At 68.9% G+C, this 16,273-nt stretch carries 16 protein-coding genes; 7 read left to right on the top strand and 9 right to left on the bottom strand.

Going from position 1 to position 16,273, the window contains the following annotated elements; genetic code table 11:
- Positions 1-28 precede the first annotated feature (28 nt).
- Positions 29-2,065, top strand: coding sequence for a PTS fructose transporter subunit IIABC (locus OHB23_RS13735; RefSeq protein WP_222649157.1), 2,037 nt, complete (start codon positions 29-31; stop codon positions 2,063-2,065).
- A 73-nt stretch (positions 2,066-2,138) separates the two neighbouring features.
- A complete protein-coding gene (locus OHB23_RS13730; RefSeq protein ID WP_027505136.1) occupies positions 2,139-2,396 on the top strand; it encodes an HPr family phosphocarrier protein in 258 nt (85 codons plus the stop codon).
- A 65-nt stretch (positions 2,397-2,461) separates the two neighbouring features.
- Here the strand turns inward: OHB23_RS13730 and OHB23_RS13725 are convergent, their stop codons facing one another.
- The 6 genes from OHB23_RS13725 to OHB23_RS13700 form a co-directional block, all read right to left on the bottom strand.
- Positions 2,462-3,508 carry a hypothetical protein gene (locus OHB23_RS13725; RefSeq protein ID WP_328809718.1) on the bottom strand — a complete coding sequence of 349 codons (1,047 nt, stop codon included), beginning with the start codon at positions 3,506-3,508 and terminating at the stop codon, positions 2,462-2,464.
- Positions 3,505-4,968: a GTPase HflX gene (gene hflX, locus OHB23_RS13720; protein WP_027505135.1), complete on the bottom strand. Its 1,464-nt coding sequence runs from the start codon at positions 4,966-4,968 to the stop codon at positions 3,505-3,507. The genes OHB23_RS13725 and hflX overlap by 4 nt, the downstream gene beginning before the upstream one ends.
- Before the next feature lie 84 nt (positions 4,969-5,052).
- A complete protein-coding gene (gene dapF / locus OHB23_RS13715; protein ID WP_328809717.1) occupies positions 5,053-5,925 on the bottom strand; it encodes a diaminopimelate epimerase in 873 nt (290 codons plus the stop codon).
- A 4-nt stretch (positions 5,926-5,929) separates the two neighbouring features.
- Positions 5,930-6,784, bottom strand: a complete 855-nt coding sequence (locus tag OHB23_RS13710) for a TrmH family RNA methyltransferase (RefSeq protein WP_328809716.1) — start codon at positions 6,782-6,784, stop codon at positions 5,930-5,932.
- The gene (gene miaA / locus OHB23_RS13705) at positions 6,781-7,695 is read right to left on the bottom strand and encodes a tRNA (adenosine(37)-N6)-dimethylallyltransferase MiaA (protein WP_197027758.1); all 915 of its coding nucleotides are present in this window, start codon (positions 7,693-7,695) and stop codon (positions 6,781-6,783) included. The genes OHB23_RS13710 and miaA overlap by 4 nt, the downstream gene beginning before the upstream one ends.
- Positions 7,692-8,414 (bottom strand): hypothetical protein, encoded by a 723-nt coding sequence (locus OHB23_RS13700; RefSeq protein WP_328809715.1) that lies wholly within the window; start codon positions 8,412-8,414, stop codon positions 7,692-7,694. The genes miaA and OHB23_RS13700 overlap by 4 nt, the downstream gene beginning before the upstream one ends.
- Positions 8,415-8,569: 155 nt before the next feature.
- Between OHB23_RS13700 and OHB23_RS13695 the strand changes: the two genes are divergently transcribed.
- Positions 8,570-10,027: a DUF349 domain-containing protein gene (locus OHB23_RS13695; RefSeq protein WP_051613197.1), complete on the top strand. Its 1,458-nt coding sequence runs from the start codon at positions 8,570-8,572 to the stop codon at positions 10,025-10,027.
- Positions 10,028-10,037: 10 nt separating this feature from the next.
- Here OHB23_RS13695 and OHB23_RS13690 read toward each other — a convergent pair whose 3' ends face one another.
- A complete protein-coding gene (locus OHB23_RS13690; protein WP_037185326.1) occupies positions 10,038-10,619 on the bottom strand; it encodes an Rv2732c family membrane protein in 582 nt (193 codons plus the stop codon).
- Positions 10,607-12,148 (bottom strand): tRNA (N6-isopentenyl adenosine(37)-C2)-methylthiotransferase MiaB, encoded by a 1,542-nt coding sequence (gene miaB, locus OHB23_RS13685; protein ID WP_328809714.1) that lies wholly within the window; start codon positions 12,146-12,148, stop codon positions 10,607-10,609. Before miaB ends, OHB23_RS13690 begins: the two co-directional genes overlap by 13 nt.
- A gap of 184 nt (positions 12,149-12,332) precedes the next feature.
- Between miaB and gluA the strand changes: the two genes are divergently transcribed.
- The 4 genes from gluA (at position 12,333) to OHB23_RS13665 (ending at position 15,619) form a co-directional block, all read left to right on the top strand.
- The gene (gene gluA, locus OHB23_RS13680) at positions 12,333-13,061 is read left to right on the top strand and encodes a glutamate ABC transporter ATP-binding protein GluA (protein WP_027505130.1); all 729 of its coding nucleotides are present in this window, start codon (positions 12,333-12,335) and stop codon (positions 13,059-13,061) included.
- A gap of 37 nt (positions 13,062-13,098) precedes the next feature.
- Positions 13,099-13,932 carry a glutamate ABC transporter substrate-binding protein gene (locus tag OHB23_RS13675; RefSeq protein WP_027505129.1) on the top strand — a complete coding sequence of 278 codons (834 nt, stop codon included), beginning with the start codon at positions 13,099-13,101 and terminating at the stop codon, positions 13,930-13,932.
- 86 nt (positions 13,933-14,018) lie between these two features.
- Positions 14,019-14,699: an amino acid ABC transporter permease gene (locus OHB23_RS13670; RefSeq protein ID WP_027505128.1), complete on the top strand. Its 681-nt coding sequence runs from the start codon at positions 14,019-14,021 to the stop codon at positions 14,697-14,699.
- Positions 14,696-15,619 carry an amino acid ABC transporter permease gene (locus tag OHB23_RS13665; RefSeq protein WP_082544487.1) on the top strand — a complete coding sequence of 308 codons (924 nt, stop codon included), beginning with the start codon at positions 14,696-14,698 and terminating at the stop codon, positions 15,617-15,619. Before OHB23_RS13670 ends, OHB23_RS13665 begins: the two co-directional genes overlap by 4 nt.
- Positions 15,620-15,623: 4 nt before the next feature.
- Here the strand turns inward: OHB23_RS13665 and OHB23_RS13660 are convergent, their stop codons facing one another.
- Positions 15,624-16,265: a regulatory protein RecX gene (locus OHB23_RS13660; RefSeq protein WP_373425217.1), complete on the bottom strand. Its 642-nt coding sequence runs from the start codon at positions 16,263-16,265 to the stop codon at positions 15,624-15,626.
- Positions 16,266-16,273 lie beyond the last annotated feature (8 nt).

The following is a 16,273-nucleotide window of genomic DNA, read 5'->3' as shown; positions in this document are numbered from 1 at the left end:
GCTCCACTCCACTCCCAGAGGAAACGACATGTCCAGTCCCACCACGGCTCACGATGCCAAGCCCGGCATCATCGCCGAGGACCTCATCCTGCTCGACGCCGATCTCGGCTCGACGAAGGACGACGTCATCGCCCGCCTCGCTCGCGTCCTCACCGACGCGGGCCGCGCATCCGATGCCGATGCACTCCGCGACGCCGCGATGGCGCGTGAAGCCCAGTCGGCCACCGGCCTGCCCGGCGGCATCGCGATTCCACACTGCCGCTCCGCCGCGGTCACGACGGCATCGCTCGGATTCGCTCGCCTGAACCCGAAGGTCGAGTTCGGCGCACCCGACGGCGACGCGGACCTGGTCTTCCTCATCGCCGCACCGGAGGGCGCAGGCGCGGAGCACATGAAGCTGCTGTCCTCGCTCGCACGCGCGCTGGTCAAGCCCGCATTCGTGACATCGCTGCGCGAGGCGGCCACCCCCGCCGACGTCGTCGCACTGGTCGAGGGCGTTCTGGCCCCGAAAGCTCCGAAGGCCGCTGCCCCCGTCACCACCACGAAGACCGCTCCTCCCGCTCCGACCGCCACGGCGGACGCTGCCAAGCACATCGTCGCCATCACCGCGTGCCCCACCGGCATCGCCCACACCTACATGGCTGCCGACTCCCTCAAGGACGCCGGCGACCGTGCGGGCGTCACCGTGCACGTCGAGACGCAGGGCTCGAGCGGCTCCACGGCACTGGACCCGGCTCTCATCGCGTCGGCCGAGGCCGTCATCTTCGCCACCGACGTGGGCGTCAAGGGCCGCGAGCGCTTCGCGGGCAAGCCTGTCATCGAGTCCGGCGTCAAGCGCGCGATCAACGAGCCCGACAAGATGGTTGCCGAGGCTCTGCGCGCCGGCGGTGACCCGAACGCCGCACGCGTCTCCGGTACCGCACCGGGAGCGTCCGCTGCCGCCGCTGCCGGTGGACTCGGCTGGGGCACGCGGTTGCGCCAGATCCTCCTGACCGGTGTCAGTTACATGATCCCGTTCGTCGCGGCCGGTGGACTCCTCATCGCCCTCGGCTTCCTTCTCGGTGGATACGAGATCAAGGGTGTCGCCGAGGACATCATGACCAACAACAGCCTCACCAACCTGCCCGACGGCGGGCTCCGCATCTTCATCGGTGCGGTGCTGTTCCAGCTCGGCGGCCTGGCCTTCGGCTTCCTCGTCCCGGCTCTGTCCGGTTACATCGCCTTCGCCATTGCGGACCGTCCCGGTCTGGCACCCGGCTTCACCGCCGGTGCGGTGGCCCTGTTCGTCGGTGCCGGCTTCATCGGTGGCCTCGTCGGTGGCCTCATCGCCGGCTTCGTGGCGCTGTGGATCAGCCGGATCGCGGTGCCGCCGTGGCTGCGTGGCCTGATGCCCGTCGTCATCATCCCGCTGGGAGCGACCCTCGTCGTCGGCGGTCTGATGTTCCTCGTGCTGGGTCGCCCGCTCGCTGCCATCACCACCGGCCTGACCAACTTCCTCAACGGCCTCTCGGGCTCGTCGGTCATCATCCTCGGCATCATCCTGGGCCTCATGATGTGCTTCGACCTCGGTGGACCGGTGAACAAGGCCGCCTACGCCTTCGCCACCGCCGGGCTCAGCGTCGACAACGAGGCATCGCTGCGCATCATGGCCGCCGTCATGGCTGCCGGTATGGTTCCCCCGCTCGCCATGGCACTCTCGTCGACTCTGCGACCGAAGCTCTACAGCGAGGCAGAGCGCGAGAACGGCAAGGCTGCATGGCTTCTCGGAGCTGCGTTCATCTCCGAGGGTGCGATCCCGTTCGCCGCGACCGACCCTCTACGTGTCATCCCCTCGATGATGGCCGGAGGCGCTGTGACCGGCGCCCTGATCATGTCCTTCGGGACGACGCTCAGCGCACCCCACGGCGGACTGCTCGTGTTCTTCGCGATGAACAACTTCTTCCTGTTCCTGCTGGCTCTGGCGATCGGCACCGTGGTCTCCGCGGCGCTCATCACCGCAGCCAAGCAGTTCGCCGGCAAGAAGCCTGCGGAGATCGTCGACGAACCCGTCGCCGTCGCAGCCTGACACCCACGTCACCACCCCCACAGCTGGCAGTATCGACACCAGCACTCACCTGACGAAGAAGGAGATCACCACGATGCCCAGCACCACGGTCACGGTCGGATCCGCCATCGGCCTGCACGCCCGTCCCGCCGCCGTCATCGCCGAGGCGGTCGCCGACTCCGGCGTCGACGTCACCCTCGAGGTGGAGGGCGAAGAGGCCGTCGACGGCGGCTCCGCGCTCATGATCATGACGCTGGGGGCCACCAAGGGCACCGAGGTCACGATCACCAGCGACGATCAGGCCACGCTCGACAAGGTGGCCGCACTGGTCGCGTCGGACCTCGACGCCTGATCTTCCGCACAGACGACGACGGCCCCCACACACCGTGGGGGCCGTCGTCATGTGTGCTTCTGTGTCTACCGCGACCGGAACAGTCGACGCACGAAGAACAGGGTCAGCACCACGACCACACCGACCGAGGCCGCGGCGGCGATCAACGGAACGAGGATGGACCCGGTGGGCTCGGCGGGTGATTCGGAGTCCGCGGTCTCGGTGGCCTCCGGGCCGGCCTCGGCGGAGGGTGCCACATCGCGCAGGACGAGGACGGCGGGACGAGCTGCAGCCGTGTCCACACCCTGCTCGGACCCGAGCAGCACCTCGTCGTCCGAGGTGAAGGCGATCGACTCGCCCTGCGGCTGCGGCGGGAGCGCGACGACGCGGGCGGGGGCCGACGCGAAGGCCGCGGCCACGTCACCGTCCCGCACGGACCACAGGTACAGATCGGTGTAGGTGCGCACGGCAGCGATGGACCCGTCGGCGCTCACGGCGCCGCCGGTGACCAGGCGACTGCCGTCGAGCAGCGGCGGACCCCCGGGTGTGGTCGTCGCGGACGGCGCGAAGTCGGCCACGCGGCGCAGCGGGGTGGGACCGGGACTCGGGAGATCGGACACCGACGTGTCCGCGGTGTACACGGCACCGGTTCCGAGACCGTCCTTCGTGAGGACGACGGGACGGCCGTCGGGCCCGATGAGGAGTGCTTCGGCATCGTGCGCACCGTCGGGATAGGTGAGCCGGTGCAGTTCACCGGCACCACCGGCCGCAGGATCCATCCGGGTGAGGGCCACGGCGTCGCGTCGACGGTCGTTGTCGCCGATGTCCGCGAGCCACAACGACCCCTCGAACGACGAGAGATCCTCGACGTCGTACGGATCCACCGGATTCGGAAGCCACTCCGCGACAGCACACTCGGAGTCGAGGCGCGCGACACGGTCGTCGGCGCCGCTGTCCCCGATCGCGTACACCGTCCCGTCGAGCACCGTCATACCCGAGAGTTCGGACAGTCCCGGATCGGTCGGCACACAGTACGGCTCCGCATCCGGTGCCTCGGTCTGCGCCGCCGCGGGAGACGCTGCCACGAGCGCCACCACGGCAGCGCCGAGCACTGGCGCGAACCGACGGCTCACGCGCTGTGGGCGTATCGCGTGAGTATCGAGGCCAGCGCCGTCGGTACGGTCGCGTCGATGCGCGTACCGCCGCTCTCGTGACTCGTGCTCGAGATCCGTCCGTCCGCATGGATGCGCGACACCAGGTCGCCGCGGTCGTAGGGCAGCAGGACGCTGACCGACACCTCGGGCGGGCGGACCAGCTCGCCGAGTCGTGTCCGCAGCTCCTCGATGCCCTCACCGGTCTTCGCGGACACGAAGACCGCACCCGGCAGCAGGCCCCGCAGCTGCGTCAGCGTGACGGGATCCGCGGCGTCGATCTTGTTGACCACGATCAGTTCCTCGGGCGCCGCGGCGTTCTGCTCGCGCACCACCGAGACGATGACCTCGCGGACCGCCTCGATCTGCCCGATGGGGAGCGGGTCGGACCCGTCCACCACGTGCAGCAGCAGATCGGCGTCCGTCACCTCCTCGAGCGTGGAGCGGAACGCCTCGACCAGCTGGGTCGGCAGGTGGCGGACGAAGCCGACGGTGTCGGTGAGCACGCACTCGCGGCCGTCCTCGAGCGTCGCCTTGCGCGTGGTCGGATCCAGGGTCGCGAACAGTGCGTTCTGCACCAGCACACCGGATCCGGTCAACGCGTTGAGCAGCGACGACTTCCCCGCGTTGGTGTAGCCGACGATGGCGATTGACGGCACGTTGCCCTGCAGCCGGCGCTCACGTTTGGTGTCGCGGGCCTGCTTCATGCCCCGGATCTCGCGACGTAGCTTCGCCATGCGCTCGCGAATGCGACGACGATCGGTCTCGATCTTCGTCTCACCGGGACCACGCAGGCCCACACCGCCGTTGCTGCCGGCGCGGCCACCCGCCTGACGCGACATGGACTCACCCCAGCCGCGCAGACGCGGAAGCATGTACTCCATCTGCGCCAGGGCGACCTGCGCCTTGCCCTCGCGGGAGGAGGCATGCTGAGCGAAGATGTCGAGGATCAGCGCGGTGCGGTCGATGACCTTCACCTTCACGATCTTCTCCAGTGCCGTCAGCTGCGCAGGCGTGAGTTCACCGTCGCACACGACGGTGTCCGCGCCGGTCGCGATGACCACCTCGCGCAGTTCCTTCGCCTTGCCGGAGCCGATGTAGGTGGAGGCGTCGGGTCGGTCGCGACGCTGCACCAGCCCTTCGAGCACCTCGGAACCCGCCGTCTCGGCCAGAGCCGCGAGTTCGGTCATGCTGGACTCCGCCTCCTCGGCGGAACCGCTGGTCCAGACACCGACGAGCACCACGCGCTCGAGCCGCAACTGGCGGTACTCGACCTCGGTGACATCGGTGAGCTCGGTGGAGAGTCCGGCCACACGGCGCAGTGCGCTGCGATCGTCGAGCTGCATGTCGCCGGTGGACCACTCGGCGTCCTGCTCGAACCCGTCGCTGTGGGAGGAACCTGTCGTGTCGGCCCTGTCGGCCGCTGCATTCGTTGTCGTCATACGAGACCCATGATCCACGAGAACGTCCTGACGTGCACTGTCATTTACGCAACCGTGTCGCGGGGAATACCCGCACCCCGGCCGTCACGCTTCCAGCCCCGCCCACCAGGCGTCCGACAGCTCCCCCGACGCCACCAGCACCGACGGCCCCCGCATCGACGCGGAACCGTTCGACACGCGCACCGACACGACACCACCGGGAACGTGGACGGCCAGCTCGCCGTCGCCGGACCCGTCGAAGCGCAGGGCCGCGACCGCGGCGGCGACGATGCCCGTGCCACACGATCTGGTCTCCCCCACGCCGCGCTCGTGGACACGCATGCTCACCGCACCGTCCTTCGGCACGGTGACGAACTCGATGTTGACCCCGTGCGGGTACACCGCACCGTCGAAGGTGGGTTGCGCCGTGAGGTCGAGGTCGCCGAGGGTCTCCGCATCGAGATCGGCGGACACGCAGGCCAGGTGCGGATTGCCGACGTCGACGCCGATGCCCGTGAAGGACCTGCCGTCGACCTCGGTGTCGGAGGTCTCGAAGACCTGCGGGGTGCCCATCTCGACGGTGACCACGGCGTCGGTGGCGTCGTGCGAGTGCACCGTGACCGGTTTTCCGCCGGCGCGCGATCCGACGACGAACTCGTCCGAGTCCACGAGACCGGCCGCACGAACGTAATGGGAGAACACCCGGACACCGTTGCCGCACATCTCCGCGATGGACCCGTCCGCGTTGCGGTAGTCCATGAACCAGTCGCCGGCGGACACGCCCTCGGGCAGCACGTCGAGCACGCCGCGGTCGACGAGAGCACCGCTGCGGGCGACTCGCAGTACCCCGTCCGCGCCGAGCCCGGCTCGGCGATCGCACAGCGTCGCCACGCGGTGTGCGCTCAGATCGAGGAGTGCGTCCGGGTCCGGCAGCACGACGAAATCGTTCTGCGTTCCGTGTCCCTTGGTGAACTGCATGGGATCAGTCTCCCACCGGCGCGGACGTCCGCGCGATCAGCCGTTGGCGGGTGATCTCGTACAGCCCGACGGCGCCGGCGGACGGTGCTCCGAGGGAGCTCGCCGCGCCGCCTATCGGGATGGACACGACGACGTCGCAGGCATCCCGCCACGCGGCACTCATGCCGCGGGTCTCGTTGCCCACCACCAGCACCGTTCCTCCTGTGAAGTCGTGCTCGTGCGCTGCCACCGTGCCGGTCTCGTCGGTGCCCACGATCGTCATGTCGGTGCCCTGCTGCCGCAGCCTGTCCACCATCGCGCGAACCTGCTCCGGACCTCCGACCTGTCCCACGGGGAGTGCGAACAGGGACCCGGTGGTCGCGCGGACGCACGCGGGATCGAACGGGTCCGCGGCATGCCCGCTGACCAGCAGCCCGGACGCTCCGAAGGCGTCCGAGGACCGGATCAGGGTGCCGAGATTGCCCGGCGACGTCGGCCGATCGAACGCGACCACCACCGGCGCGTCGCCCGTCGGAGTCCAGTGGCCGGGATCGAGGAGCCGGGACCGTGCGAGGAGCAGGACCTCCGGTGGTTGATCGACGCGTTCGCCGAGCTCCGCCATCAACTCCGGCGCGACACCCACCGCGGACACGCCTGCGGCCCGGCAGCGGTCCACAGTCGACGTGGCCCAGGACGACAAGGGGTCGCCGGTTCGATAGAGCACGGACTCGAGAGGCCACTCGTGCTGGACGGCCAGTGTGACCGGCCGCACTCCCTGCACGAGGAAGACTCCCGCCTTGGTGCGCTTGCCGCGGGTGACGAGGTAGGACTGCCACTGCTGGAACCGCGCGTTCCTCGACAGGACGAGCGCATCGCTCATCGGTGTTCTCCCCTCGTGCGCAGTGCGGCGTCCAGCAGGTCCGATGCGCCCCCGCGCAGCCAGTGCACGCGGGGATCGCGGCCGAACCAGGACCGTTGGCGGCGAACATAGCGACGGGTACCGACGAAGGTCGCCTCGCGCGCGGCCGCCTCGTCGATCTCGCCGTCCAGCAGCTGCAGCACCTGCGCGTAGCCGATCGCTCTCGGGGCGGTGACTCCCTCGCGCAGTCCTCGACCCACGAGGGTCTCGACCTCGGCGACGAGCCCCTCGGCGAACATCGCGTCGGTGCGTGCCGCGATGCGCGCGTCCAGCTCGTCGGTGTCACGGTCGATGCCGAGGACGACGGTGTCCCAGCGCGGCTCGCCGATGGTGGGCGCCGACGCGGCGAACGGCTTCCCGGTGAGGCGTCCCACCTCGAGCGCGCGGACGATGCGTCGGCCGTCGGTCGGCAGGATCGATGCCGCGGCCGCCGGATCGGACTCGGCGAGTGCGCGATGCAGCGCCGCGACCCCCTCGGCGGCGAGCCTGGCCTCGAGTTCGGCACGCACCGCGGCATCCGTGGCCGGGAACTGCCATCGGTCCAGCAGAGCCTGGACGTACATCATCGATCCGCCGACGACGACGGGCACGACGGACTGCTCGAGCAGCTCCTCGATCTCCCGCACCGCGGCGTCCTGGTACGCCGCCACCGTTGCCGTCTCCGTGACGTCCAGGACGTCGAGTCGGTGGTGCGGGATGCCGCGACGCTCCGCGACCGGCGTCTTCGCGGTACCGATGTCCATGCCTCGGTACTGCTGCATCGCGTCGATGTTCACGATGTGCCCGCCGAGGCGCTCGGCGAGATCGAGCGCGAGGGCCGACTTGCCCGTGGCCGTGGGTCCGATCACCGCGACCGGTGTCGGTCGCGTCACAGCGACCACGAGGCGACGTGATACCCGACTCCGTAGGGGGCACCGCGAAAGAGACTGTGCGGCACCACTCGTGTGGGTCCGACCAGCGTGGCCGCCACCTGCCATGCCACCCGCCCGTCCACGCCGAGGGCATCACACAGAGCAGGATCCAGGGACGCCAGCGCATCGACGTCGGCTCTGCCGAGCGCATCGTCGATCGCGTGCTGCACCGCCTCGGCCCGGTCGTCGAACGCGCCGGGCGCCTTGTCGGTCAGGGTCGTCGCCCCGTCACCGACGACGAGCAGCCCCACGGGGCCGGGCGCGGCGTCGACGCGGCCGCGCAGGTCGAGCGCCACCGCCGCCACGTCCTGGACACTCGCGTTCCGAGCGACGAGCTGTACGGGGACCGACCACTGCGGAACAGCCTGCTCGCGAAGCAGCCCGACGGTCAGCGCGGCCAACTCCATCGCGCGATCGACAGGCCCGCGATCCGGGGCGAGACCGACCACGACATCGGCCCCGAAACCGGCGTACGTACCCGCGGCATCGCCGTCGATCCAGGTCGTGGTCGCACCGACCCCGACCCCGATCCAGCCGTGACAGGACTGCCCCAGGTCGTCGCACACCTCGCGCACGGCTGCACGCAGATCGTCCAGTTCGCCTGTGGCGGAACCGGCGAGCTCCGCGAGCAGCAACGGAGGCGACGGGACGAAGGCGAGGGCGGACAGCACGGACGCCACGGTAGTCGACCGTCCGAGGGCGTCCCTTTTCCGCGCGTCCCTCGGGGTTTGCATGGTCGCCGACGCGCGGAGGGGGTTGAATGGGCCGAGAACGACCGAGCAGAGAACCACGTAGCGCCAGGCAGCCGTGACGCGCGGCAGAGACGGAGAGAACCATGACCGAGCACGAGACGACCGAGAACGCCCCCGGCGAGGCGCAGGCGAGCCCCACACCTCCCCGGCCCGGGCCCCGACCGGGTCCTCGACCCGGCGGCGCACCGCGCCCGGCGCCCACCCGGCCCAGTGCCCCGGCCGATCCGTCCGCACCGTCGTCGTCCACAGGCGACGGGGAGTCGCACCCGACGCCGCATCCGGCTGCACACCACGTGCCGACGACGCCCGCTGTCGTCCCGGTCGTGACCGATCCGTCCCGCTGGGGCCGGGTCGACGAGGACGGTTCCGCGTGGGTACGTACCACCGACGGAGAGCGGCAGGTCGGTTCCTGGCAGGCCGGTGACGCGGCCGAGGGCCTCGCACACTTCGGGCGCCGCTACGACGATCTCGCCACGGAGGTCGCACTCCTCGAAGCGCGACTCGCCTCCGGCGCCGGCGACGCCAAGAAGACGAAGACCGCCGCCGTCGCGCTCGCCGAGACCCTGCCCACCGCTGCTGTGATCGGCGACATCGACGCGCTGGCGACCCGCCTGCAGGCCGTGATCGAACACTCCGACGAGGTCGCCGCCGAGCATCGCAAGCGCAAGGATTCCGAGCGGACCGAATCGACGGCACGCAAGGAGGCGCTGGCCGTCGAGGCCGAGACCATCGGCAGCGAATCCACGCAGTGGAAGGCCGCGGGTGACCGTCTTCGCGTGATCCTCGAGGAGTGGAAGACCATCCGCGGCGTCGACCGCAAGGTCGACGACGCCCTGTGGAAGCGCTACTCCAAGGCACGGGAGGCGTTCAACCGCCGCCGCGGCGCGCACTTCGCCGATCTCGACCGCGAACGCGGTGCCGCCAAGGTGCGCAAGGAAGAACTGGTCGCCAAGGCCGAGGAACTGTCGTCGTCCACCGACTGGGTGGGCACCGCGCAGGTGTTCCGCGATCTCCTGACCGAGTGGAAGGCCGCCGGCCGGGCTCCCCGCGACGCCGACGACTCGCTGTGGCAGAAGTTCAAGGGCGCCCAGGACGTGTTCTTCGAGGCACGCAACGCGGCTCAGTCCGAGCAGAACGCGGAGTTCGAGCAGAACGCCGAGGCGAAGGAACGGCTGCTGGCCGAGTCCGGTCACATCGACCCGTCCAAGGACATCGAGGCGGCCCGCGCAGCACTGCGGACATTGCAGGACAAGTGGGACGCCATCGGCAAGGTCCCGCGGGAGAAGATGCACGATCTCGAGGGCAAGCTCCGCGCGATCGAGAAGCGCGTCCGCGACGCCGCCGACTCCGAGTGGCGACGCACCGACCCCGAGGCGATGGCGCGCGCGGCTCAGTTCCGCGAGCGGGTCGCGCAGTTCGAGGAGCAGGCCCAGAAGGCCGAGGCCGCGGGCAAGGCCAAGGACGCCGAGAAGGCCCGTGCGCAGGCACAGCAGTGGCGCGAGTGGGCCGACGCCGCCGACAGCGCCCTCGGCGGTCTGTGACTCCGGAGGATCAGTTGTCGCGGCGCCGGGACGTGTCCAGCACGTTCTCGCGCCGCGCCTCGTCCATCACGGCCGCGTCGCGCCGGGCGGCGGCAGCCGCCCACTGAGCGTTGGAGCGGTTCCACACCACCTTGAACCAGTGGAACGCCAGCACGACCACGAGCAACCAGCCGAGGACGAGGCCCAGCCCGGGGCCGGCCCCGGTGAGGCCGACGGGAACGGTCTGACGCGACCAGATGGCCAGGATGCCCAGCACCGTCGCCACCCCGGACCCGTAGAGCGCGACCCAGGCCAGCGCCCAGCGTTGAGTGACCAGGGCGAGGGCCGAGAAGCCGACCGCGAACACCAGGGTCAGCCACACGAAGATGCGTGACGGCAGTGCCACCGACTCCGCCACGGCGTCCTCGTCGTGCACCAGCACGTCCCACGCGTTGGCCGAACCTGTGTGCGGCAGTGCGAAGCTCAATAGCAGCAACAACACCACCACTGCCACGACGACGGCGCGGACCCCCGGGTCGATACGACCCGAGATCCGCTTCTCGGCGGCCGCCGGATCGGACCCGGTCGTCGGCTCGGTACTCACAGTGAACATCCCATCGTCGTGACCGGCTCGGGCGCCGGGGCGCCGACGGACGGCAACCCCAACCCGACACCGACCGGTGCGGTCCGGGGCATCGTGCCCCGCTCGTGTCGGTCGCCGGCCGTGGTGCGCCGGTGCGAGCGCACCGGGACGTCGGCGACCAGGTGGTACGGCTTCGCGTCGGTCACCGTGGTGACGACGACGTCGCCGGGCCGGACGGCGCGGTCGATGGCGCCCGTCGGGGTGAAGTGCACGAGTCGCCCGTCGCGGGTGCGTCCACTCATCCGCTCGGTGACGGCGTTCTTGCGTCCGGCCCCGTCGGCGACGAGCAACTCCACCTCGGTTCCGACGACGCGACGGTTCTCCTCGTGGGAGATCTCCTCCTGCAGAGCGGCGAGCCGTTCGTAGCGTTCCTGCACGACGGCCTTCGGCACCTGATCCGGCATGTCGGCGGCCGGCGTTCCCGGTCGCTTGGAGTACTGGAACGTGTAGGCGCTGCTGAAGCGAGCGCGACGGACGACGTCGAGGGTCTCCTGGAAGTCCTCCTCGGTCTCCCCGGGGAAGCCCACGATGATGTCCGTCGTCAGTGACGCGTGCGGGATGGCTTCGCGCACCCGGTCGATGATGCCGAGGAACTTCTCCTTGCGGTACGAGCGGCGCATGGCACGCAGCACGCGGTCCGATCCGGACTGCAGAGGCATGTGCAGCGTCGGGCACACGTTGGGCGTCGACGCCATCGCCTCGATGACGTCGTCGGTGAACTCGGCGGGATGCGGCGAGGTGAACCGGACGCGCTCGAGACCGTCGATCTCCCCGCACGCGCGCAGGAGCGATGCGAACGCACCCCGGTCACGCGGCTGCTCGGGATCCGCGAACGAGGCGCCGTACGCGTTGACGTTCTGTCCGAGCAGCGTCACCTCGAGCACGCCCTCGTCGACGAGGGCCTGCACCTCGGCGAGGATGTCGCCCGGCCTGCGGTCGACCTCCTTGCCGCGCAGTGCGGGCACGATGCAGAAGGTGCAGGTGTTGTTGCACCCCACCGAGATGGACACCCACCCGGAGTAGGCGGAGTCGCGCTTGGCCGGGAGAGTCGAGGGGAACGCGTCCAACGACTCGAGAATCTCGACCTCGGCGCGCTGGTTGTGGCGCGCCCGATCGAGCAGCGCCGGCAGGGATCCGATGTTGTGGGTGCCGAACACGACGTCCACCCACGGCGCCTTCGTGACCACGACGTCGCGGTCCTTCTGTGCGAGGCACCCACCGACGGCGATCTGCATGTCCGGGTTCTCGTCCTTGGCCGGCCGGAGTTGGCCGAGGTTGCCGTACAACTTGTTGTCGGCGTTCTCCCGTACCGCACACGTGTTGAAGACGACGAGATCGGGGGACGACCCGGAGTCGGCCTTCTCGTAACCAGCCTTCTCGAGAAGGCCGGACAGTCGTTCGGAATCGTGCACGTTCATCTGGCAGCCGTACGTGCGCACCTCGTAGGTGCGCGCAGTCCCGGACCGCGCAGGCAGGGTCTGGGTGTCGATCGTGTCCACCCCTCCAGGGTACGGCGGCGCTCGAACCCGACCCACCGAGCGGTCCGAGTAAAGTTTCCATTACATATCCGCGGTCCCCGCACCAAAACGAGCAGTGGCGGAGGAAACTACCTCTAGGGTCATCGCCATGACCCACCCTGACGGCGAGCGCGAACATCGCTCGTCCACAGCATCGTCTGCCCCCATGATCGCGATGCACGGCGTGCAGAAGCACTTCGGTGATCTGCACGTCCTCAAGGACATCGAACTCGACGTTCCCAGCGGCCAGGTCGTCATCGTCCTCGGCCCCTCCGGGTCGGGTAAATCGACGTTGTGCCGCACCATCAACCGGCTCGAGCCCGTCGACGAGGGCACCATCGAGGTCGACGGCAAGGCACTTCCCTCCGAGGGCAAGTCGCTCGCCGCGCTCCGCGCGGACGTCGGCATGGTCTTCCAGTCCTTCAATCTTTTCGCGCACAAGACGATTCGTGAGAACGTCATGCTCGGGCCGACGAAGGTCCGCAAGATGAAGAAGGACGAGGCCGAGAAGACCGCGCAGCGTCTGCTCGAGCGCGTCGGCATCGCCAACCAGGCGGACAAGTACCCCGCACAGCTCTCCGGCGGCCAGCAGCAACGTGTCGCCATCGCGCGTGCACTCGCCATGAACCCCAAGGTGATGCTCTTCGACGAGCCGACGTCCGCGCTCGACCCCGAGATGGTCAACGAAGTGCTCGACGTCATGACCTCGCTGGCCAAGGAGGGAATGACCATGGTCGTGGTGACCCACGAGATGGGCTTCGCCCGCCGCGCCGGCGACCGTGTCATCTTCATGGCCGACGGTCAGATCGTCGAGGACACCGATCCCGAAACCTTCTTCACCACACCGAAGTCCGATCGCGCCAAGGACTTCCTCGGCAAGATCCTGAGTCACTGATCTCCCACCCGCTCGTCACACCTTCTGGAGGATCTCGATGAGAATCACCCGTACCGCCCGTGTCGGCGTCGCCGCACTCGCGCTCGCCTTCGCCGCCACCGCGTGTGGTGGCGACGAGGCCACCAGCGCATCGTCCAGCGCCGAGAGCGGTAAGCTGACCGTCGGCATCAAGTTCGACCAGCCGGGCCTGGGCCTGCGCACCCCCGACGGCTCGTTCAGCGGCTTCGACGTCGAGGTCGCGAAGTACGTCGCCGGCAAGCTCGGTGTCACGCCGGAGAACATCACGTTCAAGGAGTCGCCGTCGGCGCAGCGCGAGACGCTGATCGAGAACGGTGAGGTCGACTACATCGTCGCCACCTACTCGATCACCGACGCCCGCAAGGAGAAGGTCGACTTCGCCGGACCGTACTTCGTCGCCGGACAGTCGCTTCTCGTCGCCGACGGCAACACCGACATCACGGGCCCCGAGTCGCTCAGCGGTGGCAAGCGCCTCTGCTCCGTCTCGGGCTCCACCCCCGCGCAGAAGGTCAAGGACCAGTACGCGCAGGACGTGCAGCTGCAGGAGTTCGACACCTACTCCGCCTGTGTCGAGGCACTGCGCAACGGCGCCGTCGACGCGGTCACGACCGACGACATCATCCTGGCCGGCTACGCGGCTCAGTACCCGGGTGAGCTCAAGGTGGTCGGCGAGCCGTTCACCGAGGAGCGCTACGGCATCGGCCTGGCCAAGGGCGACGACGAGACCCGCACCAAGATCAACGACGCGATCGACGCCATGATCGAGGACGGGTCGTGGCAGAAGGCATTCGAGGACACCGTCGGACCGTCCGGGTACCCGCTGCCCGCACAGCCGACCGTCGATCGCTACTGATCACCACTCTTCGCGAGACCCGAACGGGCGGTTCACACCGGTGAACCGTCCGTTCGACTCGTCACCGCTCTCGGAAGGAGTCGCCGGTGGACATACTGAGTGACTACGCGCCCGAACTCCTCGACGCGTTCTGGATGACGATCAAGCTGACGGTGCTCTCCGCCATCGGCGCTCTCGTCCTCGGCACCCTGCTCGCGGCGATGCGGGTCTCCCCCGTTCCCGTCGCGCGGTGGATCGGTGCCACCTACGTCACCATCTTCCGCAACACCCCGCTCACGCTGATCCTGCTGTTCTGCGCCTTCGGCCTCTACCAGACCCTGGGCGTCACGCTCGCCGATCAGGCGTCCCCGACCGGCCAGGCGGACAACAACTTCCGGCTCGCCGTTCTCGGTCTCAGCATCTACACGGCCTCGTTCGTGTGCGAGTCGCTGCGGTCCGGAATCAACACCGTGAACGTCGGTCAGGCGGAGGCCGGGCGTTCGCTCGGTCTGACGTTCTCGCAGAACCTGCGCTTCATCGTGCTCCCCCAGGCGTTCCGTGCGGTCATCGGCCCGCTGGGCAGCGTGCTCATCGCCCTGACGAAGAACACGACCGTCGCCGCGGCGATCGGCGTCCTCGAAGCGGCCATCCTGATGAAGGAAATGATCGAGAACGAGGCGGCGATCTTCGTCGTCGGCGGTATCTTCGCGCTCGGCTTCGTCATCCTGACCTTCCCCACCGGCCTCTTCTTCGGCTACCTCGGCAAGCGATTGGCGGTTGCCCGATGACCACAGCGAACGCACCTCTGAGCACCGAGGCACCGCCCAAGAAGGTCGCCTCCGCCGAACGCGCCACCGTTCTCTACGACGCTCCGGGGCCCCGCGCCAAGGTGCGCAATCACATCATCTCGGCCGTCGTGCTCGTCCTGGTACTGCTGGCGGCGTACGTGATCTACGCGAAGCTGGACGAGAAGGGCCAGTTGACATCGGAGAAGTGGAGCCCGTTCGTCGAGTCGTCGACCTGGACGACGTACCTGGTTCCCGGCATCCAGGGCACCCTGGTCGCCGCGGGGCTGTCGATCGTGCTGGCGCTGATCCTGGGCGCGGTCCTGGGCATCGCGCGCCTGTCGGACCACCGGCCGGTGCGGCTGGTCGCCGGATTCTTCGTCGAACTGTTCCGCGCCATCCCGGTGCTGATCCTGATGATCTTCCTGTACCAGTTCTTCGCCGAGTACCAGGTGTTCAAGTCCCGCTACCTGGCCCTGGCCGCGGTGGTGACGGGCCTGACGCTCTACAACGGCTCGGTCATCGCCGAGATCGTGCGGTCGGGCATCCAGTCCCTGCCGAAGGGTCAGACCGAGGCGGCCATGGCCATCGGCCTGCGCAAGGGCCAGATCATGCGCATGATCCTGCTTCCCCAGGCCGTGACCGCGATGTTGCCGGCCATCATCTCGCAGATGGTGGTGGCGCTGAAGGACTCCGCGTTGGGCTACATCATCGGCTATGTCGAGGTGGTCCGGTCGGGCCAGCAGGTCGGTGCCTTCTACGGCAACTTCCTGCCGGCGCTGATCATCGTGGCCATCATCATGATCATCCTGAACTCGCTGCTGACGTACCTCGCCACGAAGGTGGAGAAGCGACTGCGACGAGCGAAGAAGAGTCCGGTTCCTGTCGATCAGGGTGCCGCCATGGGTGGCGCGACAGTCTGACGTTCTAGTACTCGAGGCCTTCGGAATCGTTTCCGAGGGCCTCGAGTTCTGTCCGAACCACGTCGAAGGCCATGCCCTGGGCGAACCCGCGACGCGCGAGCATCGACACGAGCTTGCGCACCACCTTGTCGCGTTGCGCACGCCGCTCCCGCGGATCCTCGATCTCCTCGTTCAGAGCGGACAGCAGAGCCGGGGCTCGGAGCTTCTTGACGACCAGTTCGCGCGCACGCTCCCGCTCGTCCTCGGGCTCGATCATGTCGAGTGCCTCGGTGGCCAGCACCGGATCGATGCCCTTGGTGCGTAGTTCTGTGCGCAGCGCCTGCTTGCCTCGGCCCGAGTACGTGTGTCGCGAGCGGACCCACTGATGGGCGAAGTCGCGATCGTCGACCAGCTTGATCTCGGTCAGCCTGTCGAGCACGGACGTGATGATCTCGTCCGTGAATCCTTTGGCGGCCAACCGCTGTTCGAGCTCGACGCGGCTCCGGGCGCGATCGGTGAGCAACCGCAACGCGGCATCCTTGGCCTGCACCGCCGTGCCCCCGCCCGGGGGCGGCGTCTCGCCCGATCGGCGGCCGGAACGGGACCGGGCGCCCGACGTACGTCGGGCGCCCGGTGCACGCGAGTCCGGAAACTCGTCGTCGTTCACAGTCGAGA

Origin of the sequence: Rhodococcus sp. NBC_00294 (assembly GCF_036163995.1) — a bacterium.
GTDB lineage: Bacteria > Actinomycetota > Actinomycetes > Mycobacteriales > Mycobacteriaceae > Rhodococcoides.
This window is presented reverse-complemented; position numbering and strand designations above follow the sequence as displayed.

Excerpts from the sequence above, each read along its gene's own strand:
- OHB23_RS13690 (WP_037185326.1), bottom strand. The coding sequence starts at position 10,619 with ATGTTCACTGTGAGTACCGAGCCGACGACCGGGTCCGATCCGGCGGCC.
- OHB23_RS13665 (WP_082544487.1), top strand. The coding sequence starts at position 14,696 with ATGACCACAGCGAACGCACCTCTGAGCACCGAGGCACCGCCCAAGAAG.
- gluA (WP_027505130.1), top strand. The coding sequence starts at position 12,333 with ATGATCGCGATGCACGGCGTGCAGAAGCACTTCGGTGATCTGCACGTC.
- dapF (WP_328809717.1), bottom strand. The coding sequence starts at position 5,925 with ATGCAGTTCACCAAGGGACACGGAACGCAGAACGATTTCGTCGTGCTG.
- OHB23_RS13675 (WP_027505129.1), top strand. The coding sequence starts at position 13,099 with ATGAGAATCACCCGTACCGCCCGTGTCGGCGTCGCCGCACTCGCGCTC.
- OHB23_RS13730 (WP_027505136.1), top strand. The coding sequence starts at position 2,139 with ATGCCCAGCACCACGGTCACGGTCGGATCCGCCATCGGCCTGCACGCC.
- hflX (WP_027505135.1), bottom strand. The coding sequence starts at position 4,968 with ATGACGACAACGAATGCAGCGGCCGACAGGGCCGACACGACAGGTTCC.
- OHB23_RS13710 (WP_328809716.1), bottom strand. The coding sequence starts at position 6,784 with ATGAGCGATGCGCTCGTCCTGTCGAGGAACGCGCGGTTCCAGCAGTGG.
- OHB23_RS13735 (WP_222649157.1), top strand. The coding sequence starts at position 29 with ATGTCCAGTCCCACCACGGCTCACGATGCCAAGCCCGGCATCATCGCC.
- OHB23_RS13695 (WP_051613197.1), top strand. The coding sequence starts at position 8,570 with ATGACCGAGCACGAGACGACCGAGAACGCCCCCGGCGAGGCGCAGGCG.